At 61.4% G+C, this 17,992-nt stretch carries 17 protein-coding genes; 13 read left to right on the top strand and 4 right to left on the bottom strand.

Annotated features, from left to right (window positions below; genetic code table 11):
* Positions 1-14 precede the first annotated feature (14 nt).
* The gene (gene katG / locus ABD827_RS10560) at positions 15-2,246 is read right to left on the bottom strand and encodes a catalase/peroxidase HPI (protein WP_344964757.1); all 2,232 of its coding nucleotides are present in this window, start codon (positions 2,244-2,246) and stop codon (positions 15-17) included.
* Between the two features lie 216 nt (positions 2,247-2,462).
* Here katG and ABD827_RS10555 point away from each other — a divergent pair, with 216 nt between their 5' ends.
* Positions 2,463-3,101, top strand: coding sequence for a 3'-5' exonuclease (locus ABD827_RS10555; RefSeq protein ID WP_344964756.1), 639 nt, complete (start codon positions 2,463-2,465; stop codon positions 3,099-3,101).
* 64 nt (positions 3,102-3,165) lie between these two features.
* Here ABD827_RS10555 and ABD827_RS10550 read toward each other — a convergent pair whose 3' ends face one another.
* Entirely contained in the window at positions 3,166-4,341 is a 1,176-nt protein-coding gene (locus tag ABD827_RS10550; protein WP_344964755.1) for an MFS transporter, read from the bottom strand.
* Positions 4,342-4,431: 90 nt separating this feature from the next.
* Between ABD827_RS10550 and ABD827_RS10545 the strand changes: the two genes are divergently transcribed.
* From ABD827_RS10545 to ABD827_RS10490, 12 genes are all read left to right on the top strand, one after another.
* Positions 4,432-5,319 carry a LysR family transcriptional regulator gene (locus ABD827_RS10545; protein ID WP_344964753.1) on the top strand — a complete coding sequence of 296 codons (888 nt, stop codon included), beginning with the start codon at positions 4,432-4,434 and terminating at the stop codon, positions 5,317-5,319.
* Positions 5,320-5,520: 201 nt separating this feature from the next.
* Positions 5,521-6,048, top strand: a complete 528-nt coding sequence (locus ABD827_RS10540; RefSeq protein ID WP_344964752.1) for a hydrogenase maturation protease — start codon at positions 5,521-5,523, stop codon at positions 6,046-6,048.
* A gap of 32 nt (positions 6,049-6,080) precedes the next feature.
* Positions 6,081-8,393: a carbamoyltransferase HypF gene (gene hypF, locus ABD827_RS10535; protein ID WP_344964751.1), complete on the top strand. Its 2,313-nt coding sequence runs from the start codon at positions 6,081-6,083 to the stop codon at positions 8,391-8,393.
* 287 nt (positions 8,394-8,680) lie between these two features.
* Positions 8,681-8,950, top strand: coding sequence for a HypC/HybG/HupF family hydrogenase formation chaperone (locus ABD827_RS10530; protein ID WP_344964750.1), 270 nt, complete (start codon positions 8,681-8,683; stop codon positions 8,948-8,950).
* On the top strand, positions 8,947-10,065 hold the full coding sequence (gene hypD, locus ABD827_RS10525; protein ID WP_344964749.1) for a hydrogenase formation protein HypD: 1,119 nt from the start codon (positions 8,947-8,949) through the stop codon (positions 10,063-10,065). Before ABD827_RS10530 ends, hypD begins: the two co-directional genes overlap by 4 nt.
* A complete protein-coding gene (gene hypE / locus ABD827_RS10520) occupies positions 10,062-11,096 on the top strand; it encodes a hydrogenase expression/formation protein HypE (RefSeq protein ID WP_344964748.1) in 1,035 nt (344 codons plus the stop codon). The genes hypD and hypE overlap by 4 nt, the downstream gene beginning before the upstream one ends.
* Before the next feature lie 2 nt (positions 11,097-11,098).
* A complete protein-coding gene (locus tag ABD827_RS10515) occupies positions 11,099-11,425 on the top strand; it encodes a hydrogenase maturation nickel metallochaperone HypA/HybF (protein ID WP_344964747.1) in 327 nt (108 codons plus the stop codon).
* Positions 11,422-12,165, top strand: coding sequence for a hydrogenase nickel incorporation protein HypB (gene hypB, locus ABD827_RS10510; RefSeq protein WP_344964746.1), 744 nt, complete (start codon positions 11,422-11,424; stop codon positions 12,163-12,165). The genes ABD827_RS10515 and hypB overlap by 4 nt, the downstream gene beginning before the upstream one ends.
* On the top strand, positions 12,158-13,288 hold the full coding sequence (locus ABD827_RS10505) for a 4Fe-4S dicluster domain-containing protein (protein WP_344964745.1): 1,131 nt from the start codon (positions 12,158-12,160) through the stop codon (positions 13,286-13,288). Before hypB ends, ABD827_RS10505 begins: the two co-directional genes overlap by 8 nt.
* Complete coding sequence (locus tag ABD827_RS10500; RefSeq protein ID WP_344964744.1) at positions 13,281-14,099, top strand: FAD/NAD(P)-binding protein; 819 nt, start codon at positions 13,281-13,283, stop codon at positions 14,097-14,099. Before ABD827_RS10505 ends, ABD827_RS10500 begins: the two co-directional genes overlap by 8 nt.
* On the top strand, positions 14,099-14,899 hold the full coding sequence (locus tag ABD827_RS10495; RefSeq protein ID WP_344964743.1) for an NADH-quinone oxidoreductase subunit B family protein: 801 nt from the start codon (positions 14,099-14,101) through the stop codon (positions 14,897-14,899). Before ABD827_RS10500 ends, ABD827_RS10495 begins: the two co-directional genes overlap by 1 nt.
* Positions 14,896-16,200 carry a Ni/Fe hydrogenase subunit alpha gene (locus ABD827_RS10490; protein ID WP_344964742.1) on the top strand — a complete coding sequence of 435 codons (1,305 nt, stop codon included), beginning with the start codon at positions 14,896-14,898 and terminating at the stop codon, positions 16,198-16,200. Before ABD827_RS10495 ends, ABD827_RS10490 begins: the two co-directional genes overlap by 4 nt.
* Before the next feature lie 14 nt (positions 16,201-16,214).
* Here the strand turns inward: ABD827_RS10490 and ABD827_RS10485 are convergent, their stop codons facing one another.
* Both ABD827_RS10485 and fghA read right to left on the bottom strand, forming a co-directional pair.
* A complete protein-coding gene (locus ABD827_RS10485) occupies positions 16,215-16,967 on the bottom strand; it encodes an alpha/beta fold hydrolase (RefSeq protein ID WP_344964741.1) in 753 nt (250 codons plus the stop codon).
* Positions 16,968-17,093: 126 nt separating this feature from the next.
* Positions 17,094-17,933, bottom strand: coding sequence for an S-formylglutathione hydrolase (gene fghA, locus ABD827_RS10480; RefSeq protein ID WP_344964740.1), 840 nt, complete (start codon positions 17,931-17,933; stop codon positions 17,094-17,096).
* Positions 17,934-17,992: the final 59 nt, after the last annotated feature.

Genomic DNA, 17,992 nt, shown 5'->3' with positions numbered 1-17,992 from the left:
AGACTTGACCTATATCAGGCCAGATCGAATCGGTCTGCGTTCATCACCTTGTTCCAGGCGCTAACAAAGTCACACACAAACCGCTCCTTGGCGTCGGCCTGGGCATACACTTCCGCCACCGCCCGCAACTGGGAGTTGGAGCCGAAGATCAGATCGGCGCGCGTTGCCGTCCACTTCACGTTGCCGGTTTTGCGGTCCCGTCCCTCAAACACGTCTTCTTCGCTGGCGGCGGGCTGCCACACCGTGTTCATGTCGAGCAGATTCACGAAGAAGTCGTTGCTCAGGGTTTGTGGGTGTCGGGTAAAGACGCCGTGTTGCGACTGGCGATAGTTGGCATCCAGCACCCGCATGCCGCCCACCAGCGCCGTCATTTGTGGCGCCGTCAGTTGCAGCAGCTGCGCCTTGTCGATCAGCATTTCTTCATCCGACACCGTGAATTTGGTGCGGCGATAGTTACGAAAGCCGTCGGCTTGTGGCTTGAGCGGCGCAAAGGCGTCTACGTCGGTCTGCTCTTGTGAAGCATCGGTGCGGCCGGGCACGAAGGGCACCTGTACCGGGCAGCCGGCATCCTTGGCGGCCTGCTCTATGGCGGCGGCGCCGCCGAGTACGATCAGATCCGCCAGCGACACTCGCTTGTTGCCGATTTGCGCCTGATTGAAGTCGCTCTGTATGCCTTCCAGTACCTTCAACACTTTGGCCAGTTGCTCGGGCTGGTTCGCTTCCCAGTCTTTCTGCGGGGCCAGGCGCAGGCGGGCACCGTTGGCACCGCCGCGTTTGTCGGAGTCACGGAAGCTGGACGCCGATGCCCAGGCGGTGGCCACCAGCTCGGAGATCGACAGCCCGGATGCCAGCAGCGTGCTTTTCAGGTCGGCGATGTCCTGCTCGTTCACCAGTTCGTGCTCGACCGCCGGCACCGGGTCTTGCCAAATCAGTTCTTCTGCCGGTACCTCGGGGCCCAGGTAGCGCGAAATGGGGCCCATATCGCGGTGGGTCAGTTTGTACCAGGCGCGGGCGAAGGCGTCGGCGAATTCGTCCGGGTTGGCATGAAAATGCTCCGAGATCTTGCGATAGGCCGGATCTTCCCGCATCGCCATGTCGGCAGTCGACATCATGGGCGCATGGCGTTTGTTCGGGTTGTGGGCATCCGGCACCGTGTCTTTGGCAGACGCATCTTTCGGTGTCCACTGGTGGGCGCCGGCCGGGCTCTTGGTCAGCTCCCATTCGTAGCCGAACAGGTTGTCGAAGTAGCTCATGTCCCACTGGGTTGGGGTAGCGGTCCAGGCGCCTTCCAGACCGCTGGTAATGGTGTCTTCGCCTTTGCCGCTGCCCATGCTGTTGATCCAGCCGAGGCCCATGGCTTCGAGAGGCGCGGCTTCCGGCTCCGGCCCCAGTTGGGACGCATCGCCGGCACCGTGAGTTTTACCGAAGGTGTGGCCGCCGGCGGTGAGGGCGACCGTTTCATAGTCGTCCATCGCCATGCGGGCGAAGGTTTCGCGAATATCAAAGGCCGAGGCAAGTGGATCCGGGTTGCCGTCCGGGCCTTCGGGGTTGACGTAAATCAGGCCCATTTGTACCGCGGCTAGCGGGTTCTCCAGCTTCCGGTCGCCGGCGTAACGGCTGTTGGGTTGGTCGCTGGTGGCCAGCCATTCTTCTTCGGCGCCCCAGTAAATGTCTTCTTCCGGCTCCCAGATATCTTCACGGCCACCGGCAAAGCCGAAGGTCTGAAAGCCCATGGACTCCAGCGCCACGTTGCCGGTTAGCACCAGTAAATCGGCCCAGGAGAGTTTGTTGCCGTATTTTTGCTTGATGGGCCACAGCAGACGGCGCGCCTTGTCCAGGTTGCAGTTGTCGGGCCAGCTGTTGAGCGGGGAAAAGCGTTGCGAACCGCTGCCGGCGCCACCGCGGCCATCGCCGATGCGATAGGTGCCAGCGCTGTGCCAGGCCATGCGAATGAAGAAGGGGCCGTAATGGCCGTAGTCGGCCGGCCACCAGTCCTGCGAGTCGGTCATCAGGGTATGCAGGTCTTGCTTGACCGCCGCCAGATCGAGCGTTTTAAACGCCTCGGCGTAGTTGAAGTGCTCGCCCAGGGGGCTCATGTTGGCGGGGTTTTGGTGCAGTACCTTGAGATTCAGCTGGTTTGGCCACCAGTGGCGATTGGCCGAGGCCTTGTCACCCAACCTGGTGTGAGATCCGTGCATGACCGGGCATTTTCCGGCGTTGCCTGCGTCGTGTTTATGTTCGCTCATCAATTATTTCTCCAGAGTTGGTGATACTAATTGAACTGCTCATTAAAACCGATGACTTGTCACCGCCGGTGTTTACACCGGCTTGTCGCCGTCTTGTTCTGATAGATATAACATTCCTGTGCCGGTAACTTAAATTGCTTGTCCTTATCAATGCGATAGTTTCTGTGTATCGTCCGCTGCGGCACCGACATTTTCAACCCCATCACATGAGGCCACATGGACGAACGTCAGTTTTTAGAAAGACCCACCAAACAGGCCATGCGCGCACTCCCCGAGTTTAGCGGCCTGTCACTGGATCACATTCATCTGGTTGAGACGGAGAAAGACGCGAGTTTTGCGCGAGAGCAGCTGAATAAATACAGCCACCTCGGTTTTGATACCGAAAGCAAGCCGACCTTTATGGTGGGTGAAACCAGTACCGGCCCGCATCTGGTGCAGCTGGCGACGCCCGAACACGGTTTTTTGTTTATGGCTCGCCACCTGGCGGACAATGAAGCAGGCCGGGAACTGCTGGCCGACATCATGCAGTCGCAACACATCATCAAGGTCGGATTTGGTCTCAAGTCGGATCGGGGGCCGGTGCAGCGCCTGCTGGGAGTTGAACTGCACGCCACCATCGAGCTGTCGGGAGCGGTCAAGCGGCTGGGGTATCGCCAGCAAGTGGGGTTGCAGGCTGCGGTGGCCATTGTGCTGGGGGAATATCTGCCGAAATCCCGAAAGGTCACCCTCTCGAACTGGGCGGCAGAATCGTTAGCTGCCGCCCAGCAGCGTTATGCCGCCAACGATGCCTATGCCGGCCTGCGGGTGTATCAGGTCCTGGCCCACAGGTCACCGCAGCTGCTGCCGCCGATCTGAAACCGGTACGTGTCTGTTTCGGTATGCGTCACATGATTTGCGAACCGGGTAGGCCCCACAGATTCTAAAGGGTCTGAAGCTGCTCCCACTTATCCAGAGCACCGGACCAAAGAGTCAGCAACAGGGCCAGCACCACGATCAAGGCTCCAACCCAGGGAGTATCTGTCAATGACATACGCTCTATGATGACGCCACCCATAACAGAGCCAAATGCGATCCCGACATTGAACGCGGCGATGTTGAGCCCCGATGCCACGTCTACCGAATGTGGTGTATGTTTCTCGGCCAGTTGAACCACATAAACCTGCAAACCGGGCACGTTACCGAAGGCGAAAGCGCCCCAGATTAACACGGTCAGCACGGCGGCGAGCTGATGACCGGCAGTGAAGGTGAACACCAGTAACACCAGCGCCAGCGCAGAAAAGATAATGTACAGCGCCTTGATCGGGCCGAGCCGGTCGGCCAGACGTCCACCCCAGATATTTCCGACGGCCACAGATACGCCGTATACCAGCATGATGAGGCCGATGGCGGCGGACTCGAAGCCGGCTACCTGTTCCAGTATCGGCGCCAGGTAGGTGAAGGCCACGAAAGTGCCGCCATAGCCCACCGCCGTCATGGCATATACCAGCAGCAGTCGTGGCTGGGTCAGCACGCCGAGCTGTTGCGAGAGACGAACCGGGGCTGACTGCTTCAGGTTGGTCGGTATCAACAGTGCGCTGCCGAGCAGAGCTATCAGCCCCAGCACCGACACTGCCAGAAAGGTGGCCTGCCAGCCGGCATTCTGGCCAATCCAGGTACCGAGAGGCACGCCGGTCACCAGCGCGACCGTCAGTCCGGTAAACATGATGGCGATGGCACTGGCTTTCTTTTCTTTGCTGACCAGTCCGGTGGCAATGGTCGAGCCTATCGAGAAGAATACCCCATGTGCCAGCCCGGTTAGAATGCGGGCGGTGATCAGCAATGAGTAGCTGGGTGCCATCCAGGCCAACAGATTGCCTGCTACAAACAACGCCATGACCGACAGCAGCACCGTTTTTCGGTTCCAGCGCCCGGTCAATGCTGTCAGCACCGGGGCGCCGATGGCCACGCCCAGCGCATACAGGCTGACCAGCAAGCCGGCCGAAGGAAGGGTGACGCCCAGATCCTGGGCGATAGTGGGTACCAGGCCGACAATAACAAACTCGGTGGTACCGATGGCAAATGCACTGAGCGTCAGAGCAAAAAGCGCGATAGGCATAATGGTTTCCGCATGATTGAAGTTGCGGCGCAGTATGCCGACTGGTATTTATTACAAAAACAGCACCAACCACAAAAGACTATATCAATTATGGCAATAATATCGCGCACCGAAGATCTGGAGATCCTGCTGGCCATTATCGACAGTGGCGGCTTCTCGGCAGCGGCCAGGGTGCTGGACATACAGACTGCCCGGGTTTCGCGGGCGGTAGCCCGGCTGGAAACCGAGCTGGACTGCACGCTGCTTAATCGTACGACCCGGCGGGTGGAGCTGACCGAAGAGGGGCGGCTGTTTGTGGCACAGGTAAGAGGCGGGCTGAACCAGCTGGCCGAGGCGGAAGAGCACCTCCGGTCGCTAAAAGGTTCTCCTGCCGGACGACTGCGAATTGATGCGGTAACGCCTTTTATTCTGCATCAGCTGGTGCCGCTCATCGGTGGATTCCGGCAGGCCTATCCGCAGATACAGCTGGAACTGGTGGCTAATGAGAACATCATTGATCTGATCGAGAAACGAACCGATGTGGCGATCAGGATCGGCAGGTTGGAAGACTCTAACCTGCATGCCCGCCTGTTGGGCAGAAGCCCCCTGCATCTGGTTGCCAGCCCCGAGTATCTGGCCAGGGCCGGAATACCGGAAACCACGGCGGCACTGAAACACCACGATATTATTGGTTTTACCGATGCAGCCCACCTTAATCGCTGGCCACTGCTGGTGCCGCCGGACATCCGTCCTGCCATCGTTGCCAGCAGTGGTGAAACCATACGCCAGCTCTGTCTGGCCGGGCAGGGCATTGCGCTGTTATCCCGGTTCATGATTGCTGAAGATCTGAAACAGCAACGGCTGGTTCATTTTCTGGAGACGGATCTCATCAACCCCAATCCGCGAGAGCTGGTACAGGCGGTGTATTACCGTAATACGGCGTTGTCATCACGGATATCGGCCTTTCTCGACTTCATAGAGCCCCGGATCGAACTGTAAATCTCGGGGAACTGCGCCTCGCGGGCATGTGAGTCACCGTACTCGTGCCATATTTGAACGAGTCGCTGGTGGTCCGGCTTGAATATTGGGCCAACCGGTCGTTACTTGTCAGCACGAGGAGGCCATCATGAACGTATGTGCGAGCAACTCCCAGTCTGAGCGCCATTGCCTGTTTTCAGCGCGCTTGGAGCGGCGGCCGACATGACCCGCTCAAGCGCGAAGACTAGTAAGCACAAGGCGCCGGATACGGCCGTAAGAATCCTGTTTGTCGGTAATCTGCTGCAGGCAGATGACGGGGCCGGTATGCACGCTTTTACCTTGTGCCAGTCGCTCTGCTGGCCCGCCGGGGTAGAGCTGGTAGATGGCGGCACCGGGGGCGTGAGCCTGCTGCCGCTGTTCAAGCAGTGCCGGCGTATCATACTGGTGGATGCTTTTCTGAGCCCGGGTCACGAGGGCGAGATTCGCCAGCGGTGCAATGTGACGGCAGACTCGCTGGCGGGAAGCGAAGATCTGGAGCATGGCGGTGGCATCAAGGGCCTACTGGCGCTGGTACCGCTGCTACTGTCGCCGGTGCCCATTATCGATCTGTTTGCGATTGGCGGGGGCTGCTTTACGCCCTGTAGCCCGACACTGAGTGACGGGGTGGCGCGTGCCTTGCCAACCTTGTGCCGGCGTTTGCATCGTTATGTGACCGAGGAGCTGATGCCTTCGGGCTCAGGCTGCCGATGAGCGGCGCTTCTAACACTGCAACAGGAAGCCTGTTGCGAATAACCGGCTGTTTGCAGGGGGTCGGCTTTAGGCCCTTTGTGTATCGGCTGGCGACGGAACTCGGATTATCGGGCGAGGTTTGCAATGTTGGCGCCGGCGTCGAGATTCGGCTGGCCGCCGAGGCCGATGCCGTGGCGCATTTCTGCCAGCGGCTGCGGACCGAGTGCCCCGACCATGCCCGCATAGAGGGTATTACTGTCGAGCCGTTCCGCTTTGCTGCCGCTCCCGCGGGCTTTAATGTTGTGGACAGCCAAGGCGCGGGGCAGGGAGCCGGATTTCCGCCGGATCTGGCGATGTGCCCTCGGTGTCTGGCCGAGCTGACCGACCCGGATGATCGGCGCTACGGCTATCCCTTTATCAATTGTACCGACTGTGGGCCGCGCTACAGCATTATCAAGAGCCTGCCTTATGACAGGGCCAAAACCAGCATGGCCGGTTTTCCGCTGTGCGCCACCTGTCGCAAAGAATATGAAGATCCGGCGAACCGTCGCTTTCATGCCGAGCCCGTTGCCTGTGCCGAATGTGGCCCGCGTATCTGGTTGCAAGACACCGAGGGCGGGGTGCGAGAGGGCCCGACGGCGGACTTGCTGGCGCAATGCGGCCTCTGGCTGAAGCAGGGCCGGGTGCTGGCGCTCAAGGGCATCGGCGGTTTTCAGCTGGTTTGCGATGCGGGTTCGGCAACGGCCATCGCGCTGCTGCGCCAACGCAAGCACAGGCCCGCCAAGCCCTTTGCCGTTATGTTGCGAGATTTGGCTGAGGTGCAGCTCTATTTCGAGTTGACCCTGGCCGAGCTTGAGCTGCTGACCAGCCCGGCGGCGCCTATTGTGCTGTTGCCGAAAGAGCGACTTCGTCCCCGCGCGCAAGGACTCATGGTCGAGTCACTGGCGCCCGGTATGGCTTGTCTTGGCGTGATGCTGCCCGGCTCGCCGTTGCACTGGTTGTTGTTGCACGAGGTGGCAGGCCCCCTGGTCATGACCTCGGGTAATGCTGGCGGCGAACCCATCTGTATCGACAACCGGCAAGCCACCTCGGCGTTGGCCAATTTGGCCGACGCCTTTCTGCTGCACAACCGCCCTATAGTGCATCGTTGCGATGACTCGGTGCAGGCTTGGCTTGCCGACCGGCCCCGACTGATCCGCCGGGCCCGTGGTTATGCGCCCAGCCCCATCCCGTTGCCGGACGGATTGAATGGCTCGGTACTGGCGTTGGGGGCAGATCTGAAAAACAGCATCTGTCTTGCCGGTGACGGAAAAGCCATCTTGTCGGCCCATAACGGCGATCTGAGCAGCCCGGCCTGCGTCGATGCCCTGCTGCAGGAGTGCGACCGCCTACCAACCCTGCTTGGCCTGGCCCCCCAGGCTGTCGCCGTCGATCTGCATCCCGATTATGCATCCAGTCGTCTGGGGGCCCGGCTGGCGCAAAAACGCGGGCTGCCGCTGGTTCGGGTACAACATCATCATGCCCATCTGGTGTCTTGCCTGGTGGAGAACGGGCAGCCGCCCGATGAGCCGGTACTGGGCATCGTGCTGGACGGTCTGGGTTTTGGCGGTGATGGCGGCGTCTGGGGCGGGGAGTTTCTGCTGGCCGATTATTCGGGTTATCAAAGGCTGGCGCGACTGTGGCCTTTCCCCTTGCTGGGAAATGACAAGGCCAACCGCCAGCCATGGCGCAACCTGCTGGCCCAGCTGGCGCAGGCCAGACAGCTGTCGTGTCGGTCTGCACTGGTTGCCACTCAGCCGGGCCAGGCCTGGCTGATGCACGCCGAGGCCGACGTATTGTTGAACATGGCCGACCGTTTCCCGCTGACCTCATCGGCGGGACGGTTGTTCGATGCCGCCGCGGCGCTGCTGGGCGTGGCGCCGCCAGAACTCAGCTTTGAAGGCGAGGCGGCCATGAAGCTGGAAGCGCTGGCACTGAGGGCTCGGGCAAACGCCTGTTATGAGCTTGGGCTGAGCCGCGAAGGTGAACTCTGGCAACTGGATGCGGCGCCGCTGTGGCCGGTGATGATCGCAGCCCTGCTGGCGGGGCAGGATAAAGCGGTGCTGGCGGCCAATTTTCACCTAAGTTTAGTGAGGGGGCTGTGCCACATGGTGCGGCGGTTGCGTCGGCAGAAGGGCGTGACCTTCGGCGCCGTGGCGCTGAGCGGCGGCGTGATGCAAAACCACCTTGTGCTGCAACCCTTGATGGAAGAACTGGACGCCATGGGGCTGACCGTGCTGACCCAGAGCCGGGCACCCGGCAACGACGGCGGTATCGCCCTGGGTCAGGCCGCCATTGCACTGGCGCAATGGCAGCAAGTCGGATGACCTACAAGTCGCCGGTCTCGTAGGGTCGAATTTATTCGACCAATGGCGTTCTCCGTCATTCTCTGTTTGGCTATGAATGCACACAAGTCTATGGTTTGTTGTTGTGTACCAGAAAGGCCGCAGGGTTGTCTCCCCGACACGCTTCGAGCACATCCCTGTGACGGTCGGCCATCTGCGCCAGGGATGGCGCGGTTGAGCCCCCAGGGAAGGGTTTACGGCGTGTAGGCGGAGCAGTGCCCTTTGTCCGATTCTAGCTGTCGGCATCAGCCCTGAGGAAGGAGTAGCTTATGTGTTTGGGGATACCGGCCAGAATCGTCGCCATTGTGGATGCCGACGCCGGGCTGGCGCTGGCAGATACCGCCGGGGTGCGCCGCCAGATCAATATCGGTCTGCTGGTCGCCGAGGGTGGCGATTCCTCGGCGCTGGTGGAGCAATGGGTGCTGCTGCATGTGGGCTTTGCCATGACGGTGATCGACCAGGCCGAAGCCAGCCGTTCCCTGGCCCTGCTGGCACAAATAGACTCGCTGGCGCAAATGGAAGAAGGAGGCGAGCCATGAGTCTGACCCATGACTTTCGTGATGCCGGCCGGGTCAAAACCCTGCTGGCGGCCATTACCGCTGCGGCCGAGCCGGTGGCGGCACGCCTCGGGCGGCCCTTGCAGATCATGGAGGTGTGCGGCGGTCATACCCATGCCATTTTTCGCTTCGGGCTGAACCAGTTACTGCCTTCCTCCATCGAATTCATCCACGGCCCCGGCTGCCCGGTTTGCGTGCTGCCGGTAGAGGCGATTGATCAGGCGGTCAGTCTGGCGCGGCGAGAAGACGTGATTCTGGCCAGCTTCGGCGATCCGCTGCGGGTACCCGGCACGCGAGGCAGCCTGCTGCAGGCCAAAGCCGACGGGGCCGAGGTACGGGTGCTTTATTCTCCGTTCGATGCCCTGGCGCTGGCCCGAGCCAACCCTAACAAGCTGGTGGTGTTTTTCGCCATCGGTTTCGACACCACCATGCCCGGTACCGCCTATTCCCTGCTGGCCGCCGAGCGGGCGGGGCTCACCAACCTGCGCTTTCTCTGCCATCACATTCGGCTGATGCCGACCCTGACCGCGCTGCTGGAAGCCGATGATATTCGGCTCGACGGTTTTGTGGGGCCGGGGCATGTCAGCATGGTGATTGGCAGCCGGGTTTATGAACCCATCGCCAGCCAGTACCACAAGCCGTTGGTGATCGCCGGTTTCGAGCCGGTGGACTTTTTGCAGGCGTTGTATCAACTGGTGCTGCAACTGGCCGAGGGGCGCTGTGCCATCGAAAACGCCTATGCCCGGGTGGTGGCACTAGACGGTAACCCGAGTGCGCTCAAGGTGATTGCCGAGGCCTTCGAGCAGGGCATCGACAGCCACTGGCGGGGGCTCGGTCAGGTGCCCGGCTCTGGCGTGCGGGTGCGGGCGCCATATCGGCATCTGGATGCGGCCGAACTTCTGGCATCAACACCTCACATAAAAACGACGGCCGAACCCGCCTGGTGCAATGCCGTGCTCACCGGTCGAATAAAACCGCATCAATGCCCCTTGTTTCGTCGCCACTGCACGCCACAAAATCCGGTCGGTGCCCTCATGGTTTCCAGCGAAGGGGCCTGTGCCGCCTATTATCAGTACCGACCCGAGGAGCTGAGGTGAGCCGCAAAGAGCAAACCATTACCCTGGCCCACGGTGCCGGCGGCGGGGCCATGCATGCCCTGATTGACGAGCTTTTTCTCACCGCCTTCGGTGATGGTCCCCTGTTGCAGAAGGAGGATCAGGCCCGGCTACCGCTGGCAGACTTGCTCGCCCGGGGGGATCGACTGGCGCTGACCACCGACAGCTTTGTGGTCAGCCCATTGGAGTTTCCCGGTGGCGACATCGGCAAGCTGGCGGTGTGCGGCACCCTCAACGATCTCGCCGTGGGCGGCGCCATGCCCCTCTATCTGAGTGCCGCCTTCATCATTGAAGAAGGGCTGCCATTGGTGCTGCTTGAACGATTGGTCGGCTCCATGGCCGAGGCCGCCCGTGAGGCCGGCGTGAGCATAGTGACCGGCGATACCAAGGTGGTGGAGCGGGGCATGGCCGACAAGCTGTTTATCAACACCACCGGCGTGGGGGTGATACCGGCGGGGCTGAGTCTTTCCATCGGCTCGGCCCGGCCCGGCGACCAGGTGCTGGTGAACGGTCATGTGGGCGATCACGGTGCCGCCGTCATGCTGGCCCGGGAAGATCTGGGACTGGTGGGGGAGCTGGCCAGCGATTGTGCTGGCCTGCATGAGCTGATTCAGCCGGTGCTGGCGCAGTGCTCGGGGGTGCGCTGCCTGCGCGACGCAACCCGGGGTGGCCTGGGCGGCGTGCTGAGCGAAATCGCCGGGGCGTCGGAAGTTGGTATCCGGCTGATTGAGCGCGAGCTGCCGATCCGGCCCCAGACGCTGGCCCTGTGCGAACTGCTGGGCCTGGAGCCGCTGTTTCTCGCCAACGAGGGAATGACCGCCATGGTGATCTGCCCCGAGCAGGCCGAGCAGGCGCTGGCGTTGTGGCGCGGGCACCCCCTGGGCCGGCATGCCCGCATTATCGGCGAGGTGTTAGCTCCCTCGTCACCGGGACGCTTGAGTCTGCTGACCCCTTACGGCGGCGAGCGGTTGCTGGAGGTGCCTCATGGCCTGCAACTGCCGCGGATCTGCTGAATATGCATGAGCTGTCGGTGGTCCGGGCCCTGCTGACTCAGCTTGAACCCTATGCGCACAGAAAGCTGACTCGCATTCGCATCGAGGTGGGTGGCTTGAGCTGTGTCGATGGCGAGCGGCTGCAGTTCTGTTTCGATATGGTGAAGGAAGAGGCCGGGCTGAGTGGTGTGATACTGGACATCGACGCGGTGCCGGCACAGGCAGAGTGCCGCGATTGCGGCCGGCACTTTGCCCCGAGTGGCCCGGGGGACGCCTGCCCCTGTGGCAGCTATGATTATATTCTGACCTCGGGACGGCAACTGCTGTTGACGGAAATAGGATTCGAATGATGTGTGGACATTGTGGGTGTTCCAGCGAGAAAGCCCGGCTGTCGGAGCCGGGAGTCGAGGCGCATAGTCATCTGCATCAGGATGGTGACAGCTTGCACCTGCAGCAGGCGTTGCTGGCCGGTAACGATGAACTGGCGTTGCACAACCGGCAGTGGCTGACGGAAAATCGCATCACCTGTATCAACCTGATGGGCACGCCGGGTGCCGGCAAGACCCAATTGCTGGAGGCGACCTTCAAAGGGGCCGACACCGGCTGGCCACCGATGGCTGTACTGGAAGGCGATCAGCAAACCCAGAATGATGCCCGCCGCATTCAGGCTTGCGGCGGTCGGGCGGTGCAGATCAACACCGGCACCGGCTGTCATCTGGATGCCCAGATGATACAGGCGGGCCTGACCAGCCTGGCACCGCTGCCCGGATCTCTGGTGCTGGTCGAAAACGTGGGTAATCTGGTGTGCCCGGCGTTGTTCGATCTGGGTGAGCAGCACCGGGTGGCCATGATGGCGGTGACCGATGGCGAAGACAAGCCGGAGAAATACCCGCATCTGTTTGCCGGCTGTGAGTTGGTGGTGATCAATAAAATCGATCTGCAGCCTTATCTCAATGTCGATTTGAAAAAGACGAAAGCCTCGTTACGACGGCTGAACCCGCGGGTCGAGATACTGGAGCTGTCGGCCAACACCGGTGAGGGGCTGGATGCCTGGCGCGACTGGCTGCTGACCCGAGCTCACCATGACTAGGCGCTTGTTGGCGCATCGGCATCTGCAGCGGCTGCATCAGGCGCTGGTGCAGGCCGGTTTTGAGGTGATAGGCCCCCAGGTAAAAGACGATGCCATTCTGTTTGCTCCCCTCAACAGTATCGACCAGCTGCCCTGGGGCTGGCAGGAGCAGGCCGACGCCGGTGCCTACCGGTTGCAGCATGATGCCGGCAGTCGGCGCGCCTTTGCCTGGAATACCGGCCCTCAGGGGCTAAAGCCCTGGCTGTTCAAACCCCAACAAACGCTGTGGCGGGCCGACAATACCGATCAGGGTCTGCACTTTCGGGCCGTAGAGCCGCAACCCAGACGACTCGCGGTTATCGGCCTGCGCGGCTGTGATTTGGCGGCGCTGGCCATTCAGGACCGGCATTTTCTCGAGGGGCCTTATGCCGACCCTTTCTATCGGGCCCAGCGCCAACAACTGCTGATTGTGGCGGTTAATTGTGGCCGCAGCGCCAGTACCTGTTTTTGTGTGTCGACCGGTGACGGCCCCGAGGCGAGGTCCGGCTTTGATCTGCTGCTCGATGAACTGGATAACGGCTACCTGCTGCAGATCGGCAGCGAACGGGGCGCGGCCATAGCAGCGCAGCTGCCGTTGCAACACGCCAGCGGCGCACAAGTGTCCGAGGCCAAGGCTTGGCTTGCGGGCGCCCGCCAGCAGCAGCGGGTGATGCCGAGTGAGGCCGAACTGGTGCAACTGGTGGAGCGGCTCGATCATCCGCGCTGGCAGCAGGTGGCCGAGCGTTGCCTGGCCTGCGGCAACTGCACCTCGGTCTGTCCCACCTGCTTTTGTTCGAAACAGGAATCCGAGAGCGATATTCGTGGGCGGCAGGCCGAGCAGGTACAGCGGTGGGATTCCTGCTTCAGCGAGCAGCACAGCTACATTACCGGCAAGGTGGTGCGTGCCGACATTCGCCATCGTTATCGGCAGTGGCTGGTGCACAAGCTGGCCACCTGGCAGCAGCAGTTTGGCCGCAGTGGCTGCGTGGGGTGCGGTCGCTGTATTGCCTGGTGTCCGGTGGCCATCGATCTGGTGGAAGAAGCCCAGGCCCTGCTGGCAGACAAACCACTGGCAGACAAATCGCAGGAGGACGAGCATGGCTGATTTTCTGCCCATGACCGCCACCCTGGCGGCGAAAAAAATGGAGTTGCCGGGGGTTTACACCCTGAGCCTGGCCCTGGACACCCGGGCGCCGTTCGATTTTGATTTTGGCCAGTTCAACATGCTTTATCTGTTTGGCGCCGGTGAAGTGGCCATTTCCATCATGGGCTGGGATCAGGGGCTGTTGCAGCACACCATTCGCGCCGTCGGCCGGGTGACCCGTCCCCTGGTGGAGCTGCAGGTCGGCCAGCAGCTGGGGCTGCGTGGCCCCTTCGGTCAGGGCTGGCCGTTGGCGAAACTGCAGGGGAAGGATCTGGTGTTCATCACCGCCGGGCTGGGCTGCGCGCCGGTGGTGGCCGCCATTCATTATGCGGTTGCCAACCGAGATCAATATGGCCGCATCGTGATACTGCAGGGGGTCAAGCACCATGCGGACCTGCTCTGGCAGGCGCAGTACCGGCGCTGGCAGGCATTGGGCAACTGTCAGGTGCTGCTGGCCGCCAGCGAGGAGCACCGGCATCGGTACCGCTGGCGGCTGGGGCTGGTGACCGAGTTACTGGCGCTGGCCGAGTTCGATCCGGACCATTGCGCTGTGTTGATGTGCGGACCCGAGATCATGATGCTGGCGGCGCTCAAGCAGCTGGCGCAGCAGCAGGTGGGGGATGACGCCGTCTATATGAGCCTGGAGCGCAACTTTCAGTGCGGTCAGGGGCTCTGTGGTCATTGCCAACTCGGCCCGTATTTCGTTTGCAAGGACGGCCCGGTTTTTCATTATCCGCAGGTCAAGTCCTGGCTGGGGCGGGAGGGACTTTGATGGCCGAGCGCAAGCTGACCCTGGCGGTACACAAGCTGACTTCCTGCTCCGGCTGTCAGCTGGCCTTTCTCAATCAGGGGTCGGCGTTGCTGGACCTGCTGGAAGAGGTGGAATTTCTGCATTTCATCGAAGCCGGCATCGAAGGGCCGGAACAAGCCGTGGATGTGGCCTTTGTGGAAGGCAGCATTTCTACCCCGGCAGATCTAAAGCGAGCACGGGCGCTGCGTCGCAACAGCAAGCTGGTGGTCAGCATCGGCGCCTGTGCCACCAGCGGCGGCATACAGGCCTTGCGCAACATGGCCGATGGTCCGGCCTGGAAGGCGGCGGTGTATGCTCATCCCGATTTCATCGCCACCCTGAATACGTCTACCGGTGTGGCCGAACACATCAAGGTGGACTTCGAACTCTGGGGCTGCCCGATTACCGTCGAGCAAATGCGGCATTTTTTGCGCCAGTTGCGACTGGGCGTGCAGCCCAGGCCCGAGGCCGAAAAGCTGTGCATGGAGTGCAAGCGTCGGCTGCAGGTGTGTGTGATGGTGACCCGGGGCGCTCCCTGCCTAGGCCCGGTGGTGCGCACCGGCTGTGGCGCACTTTGCCCGGCCTTCGGTCGCGCCTGCTACGGCTGCTTCGGCCCGTCCGAGCAGCCCAACTGTGACAGCCTGGCCAACCGCTTCGCCGGTCTGGGGCTGATGCCCGATGAGATTGCCCGGCGCTTCGCCGCCATTCACAGCCACAGCGCGCCATTTCGTGCGCAAAGCCTGCGCTGGCAGCGTATTGATGTGCGGGAGCTGGATGAATGAAGAAAAAAGGCAAACGTCGCATTTCCCTCAAGGTGCCCTTCGTCACCCGGCTGGAGGGAGAGGGCTCGCTGGAGCTGAGCGCCCGTGGGAACAGTATCGACAAGCTGCACCTGGCCATTTTCGAGCCGCCCCGGTTGTTCGAGAAGTTTCTGGAAGGGCGTGACTATCGGGAGGTGCCGGATCTCAATGCCCGCATCTGCGGTATCTGCCCCATGGCCTATCAGCTGACTTCCATTCAGGCGATGGAGCAGCTCTTCGATATCACGCTGCCCACGCACCTGGTACAACTCAGAACGCTGATGAACCTGGGCGAGTGGGTGCAGAGCCATGCGCTGCATATTCATTTTTTGGCCGCACCGGACTTTCTTGGTTTCGATCATGCCCTGGCCATGGCCAAACAGCATCCCGAAGTATTGCGGCGGGGCATGCAACTGCAGGAAGCCGGCAATGCCCTGATGGCTTTGCTGGGGGGCCGTTCGGTGCATCCGGTGGGGTTACAGGTGGGCGGCTTCGGTCGCCTGCCCGATGTGGAACGTTGGGATGAAGTTCGGAGGCTGGTGGAGCAAGCATTGCCGGCGGCCGAGCAGCTGGTGCACTGGACGGCGGAACTGACGCTGCCCGATTATTCCCATGACTTTACCTGGGTCAGCCTGACCGAGCCGGATAGCTATGCCATCAACGGCGGCCTTATTACCAGTAGCAAGGGGTTGAGCCTGAGTCATGACGAGTATGCCGGTCATTTTGCCGAGCACCAGGAACCCCATTCCACCGCCCTGTATTCGCTGCTCGATGGCAAGGATTATCTGGTGGGCCCGCTGGCCCGTATGAACAACAGCTTTGCGCTGCTGCCAGATGAGGTCAAAAACCTGGCCCGGGAATGCGGACTCGACTTTCCCAGTCGCAACATGTTCACCAGCATTCAGGCCCGGGCGCTGGAAATCTATTGGGCCTTGTTCGAGGCACGTTGGCTGCTGGCCATGGGCTGCCCGACCGGCGAAGCCTGCCTGCCGGTAACGCCGAGGGCCGGTGAGTGCTGTTTTTGCACCGAGGCGCCGCGAGGCCTTATCTACCATCGTTACCGGCTGGACGAGCAGGGCAGGGTGCTGTCGTGCACCATAATACCGCCCACCAGCCAGAACCAGGCGCGCATCGAGCAGGATCTGAAAACCTCGGTGTCGCGCTTTGGCCTGAGCCACAGCGACCGGGAACTCAAGCTGTTTTGCGAGCGGCTGATCCGCAATTACGACCCCTGCATTTCCTGCTCCACCCATTTTCTGCAGTTCAAGATATGGCGCGATTAGCCCTCGTCCAGGCTTCAACCCGGCAGCCACGCCCGTATCTGTTTACAGACCCAGTCCGGGGCATCCAGGGGCAGGTCGTGCCCCGCATCGGGATGGCGGCGCAGGGGCAGTTGCCAGTGCTCGGCAATGGCCTGGCTGCAGCGGGGGCTGACCAGATCGTCACCCAGACTGTTCAGCACCAGAATAGGCACTTGAGGGCGGGTGGATGGCGGACAATAGCGGAGGGCGGCGAGCAACTGGCGCAAGGTATTGCGGCGTGATGGCGGATATTGCCGGGCATAGGCAGCCCATCGGGTCAGAATATCAGCGTCATGGGCAAAAAAACGGCTGGTCAGTTGCAGTATGGCGGCTTCCTGCAGCAGGGGATCCCGCTGCCACAGACACCATTTCAGCAGCGGCCAGTATACTCTCGGTCTCAATCGGTGATAAAAGGGGCTGACGCCCGCCAGGCTGCTGTTGATCAGCACCACGGCGCTCAGCTCGGTCGGGTAACGGCAGGCCCAGTCTAGCGCCACCATACCGCCCAGCGACAAGGCGAGCAGCTTCAGCGGGCCCCGGGCCCGCTCCGCCTGCCATCGTTCTCTTAACCAGTCGGTGATGTCCGGAATACGGCGCGGGCTCGGCCGATGAACTTCACGGCCAAAGCCGGGCAAGTCCACCGGTATCACCCGGTCAGCGGGAAAGCCGTGTTGCAGCCGCGCGGGAAATCCTTCCCAGTGACGCTGCTCGCGCATCAGCCCCCGTAGCAATAGCCAGCCTGTGCTCATTCTTGTTCCCGATAGGCGCGGCTTTGCGCCGCTGTGTTTGCAGCGTGGCATACCTACAGGAAATCATTCAAGTGTAGTCGGAGGGGCTAATAGCCCCGAAGGCAGGTGGCCTTCGGGGTCGGGGCATTACCGGGTCAGGTGCTCGGCATGAAAACGCAGGTGCTGTTCGATGAAGCTGGCGATAAAGTAATAGCTGTGATCAAAGCCTTCCCGCCGGTTCAGTTCGAGCGGGTAACCGCTGTGCTGGGCGGCGGCTTCCAGTGCCTCCGGCTTGAGCTGCTCGGTGAGAAAGTCATCCGCCTCGCCCTGATCCACCAGCGCCGGCACAAACCGGCTGGCTTGGCGCATCAGCAGGCTGGCATCGTAATCGGCCCAGGCGGCGGTGTCTTTGCCCAGGTAAGCCTTGAAGGCTTTCTTGCCCCAGGGGCAATTAACCGGGTTGCCGATAGGGCTGAAGGCCGACACCGAGCGATAACGCTCGGGATTGCGCATAGCCAGCACCAGGGCGCCGTGGCCACCCATGGAATGACCGGCGATGGAGCGCTGCTCGCTGACCGGGAACATGGACTCGACAAGCGCCGGCAGCTCGTTCAGCACATAATCGTACATGCGGTAATGCCGGTTCCAGGGCGCCTGGGTAGCGTTGACATAGAAGCCCGCACCCTTGCCGAGATCGTAGCCGTCGTCATCCGCCACTTCATCGCCGCGGGGGCTGGTGTCCGGCGCAATAATGGCCATGCCGAGTTCGGCGGCGATGCGCTGGGCACCGGCTTTTTGCATGAAATTTTCATCGGTGCAGGTCAGGCCGGACAGCCAGTACAGGGCCGGCACCTTGTCACCGCTGGAAACCTGCGGCGGCAGATAAATGGCAAACCGCATGGTGCAATTCAGTGTTTCAGAATAATGGCTGTACTGTTTGTGCCAGCCATCGAAGCTCTTGTTACAGCTCAGGTTTTCAATACTCATCTGTATCTCCCAGAAAACGGGTGCCATGATGGCAATGGCGATATTATATTCACATTCCG

Origin of the sequence: Oceanisphaera sediminis, assembly GCF_039539745.1 — a bacterium.
Classification (GTDB): Bacteria; Pseudomonadota; Gammaproteobacteria; order Enterobacterales; family Aeromonadaceae; genus Oceanimonas; species Oceanimonas sediminis.
The sequence above is the reverse complement of the archived record's forward strand: the minus strand, read 5'-3'. Positions and strand labels throughout refer to the sequence as shown.

Excerpts from the sequence above, each read along its gene's own strand:
- ABD827_RS10485 (WP_344964741.1), bottom strand. The coding sequence starts at position 16,967 with ATGAGCACAGGCTGGCTATTGCTACGGGGGCTGATGCGCGAGCAGCGT.
- ABD827_RS10555 (WP_344964756.1), top strand. The coding sequence starts at position 2,463 with ATGGACGAACGTCAGTTTTTAGAAAGACCCACCAAACAGGCCATGCGC.
- katG (WP_344964757.1), bottom strand. The coding sequence starts at position 2,246 with ATGAGCGAACATAAACACGACGCAGGCAACGCCGGAAAATGCCCGGTC.
- ABD827_RS10490 (WP_344964742.1), top strand. The coding sequence starts at position 14,896 with ATGAAGAAAAAAGGCAAACGTCGCATTTCCCTCAAGGTGCCCTTCGTC.
- hypD (WP_344964749.1), top strand. The coding sequence starts at position 8,947 with ATGAGTCTGACCCATGACTTTCGTGATGCCGGCCGGGTCAAAACCCTG.
- ABD827_RS10515 (WP_344964747.1), top strand. The coding sequence starts at position 11,099 with ATGCATGAGCTGTCGGTGGTCCGGGCCCTGCTGACTCAGCTTGAACCC.
- ABD827_RS10500 (WP_344964744.1), top strand. The coding sequence starts at position 13,281 with ATGGCTGATTTTCTGCCCATGACCGCCACCCTGGCGGCGAAAAAAATG.
- fghA (WP_344964740.1), bottom strand. The coding sequence starts at position 17,933 with ATGAGTATTGAAAACCTGAGCTGTAACAAGAGCTTCGATGGCTGGCAC.
- ABD827_RS10505 (WP_344964745.1), top strand. The coding sequence starts at position 12,158 with ATGACTAGGCGCTTGTTGGCGCATCGGCATCTGCAGCGGCTGCATCAG.
- ABD827_RS10550 (WP_344964755.1), bottom strand. The coding sequence starts at position 4,341 with ATGCCTATCGCGCTTTTTGCTCTGACGCTCAGTGCATTTGCCATCGGT.
- ABD827_RS10540 (WP_344964752.1), top strand. The coding sequence starts at position 5,521 with ATGACCCGCTCAAGCGCGAAGACTAGTAAGCACAAGGCGCCGGATACG.
- ABD827_RS10545 (WP_344964753.1), top strand. The coding sequence starts at position 4,432 with ATGGCAATAATATCGCGCACCGAAGATCTGGAGATCCTGCTGGCCATT.
- hypB (WP_344964746.1), top strand. The coding sequence starts at position 11,422 with ATGATGTGTGGACATTGTGGGTGTTCCAGCGAGAAAGCCCGGCTGTCG.
- ABD827_RS10495 (WP_344964743.1), top strand. The coding sequence starts at position 14,099 with ATGGCCGAGCGCAAGCTGACCCTGGCGGTACACAAGCTGACTTCCTGC.
- ABD827_RS10530 (WP_344964750.1), top strand. The coding sequence starts at position 8,681 with ATGTGTTTGGGGATACCGGCCAGAATCGTCGCCATTGTGGATGCCGAC.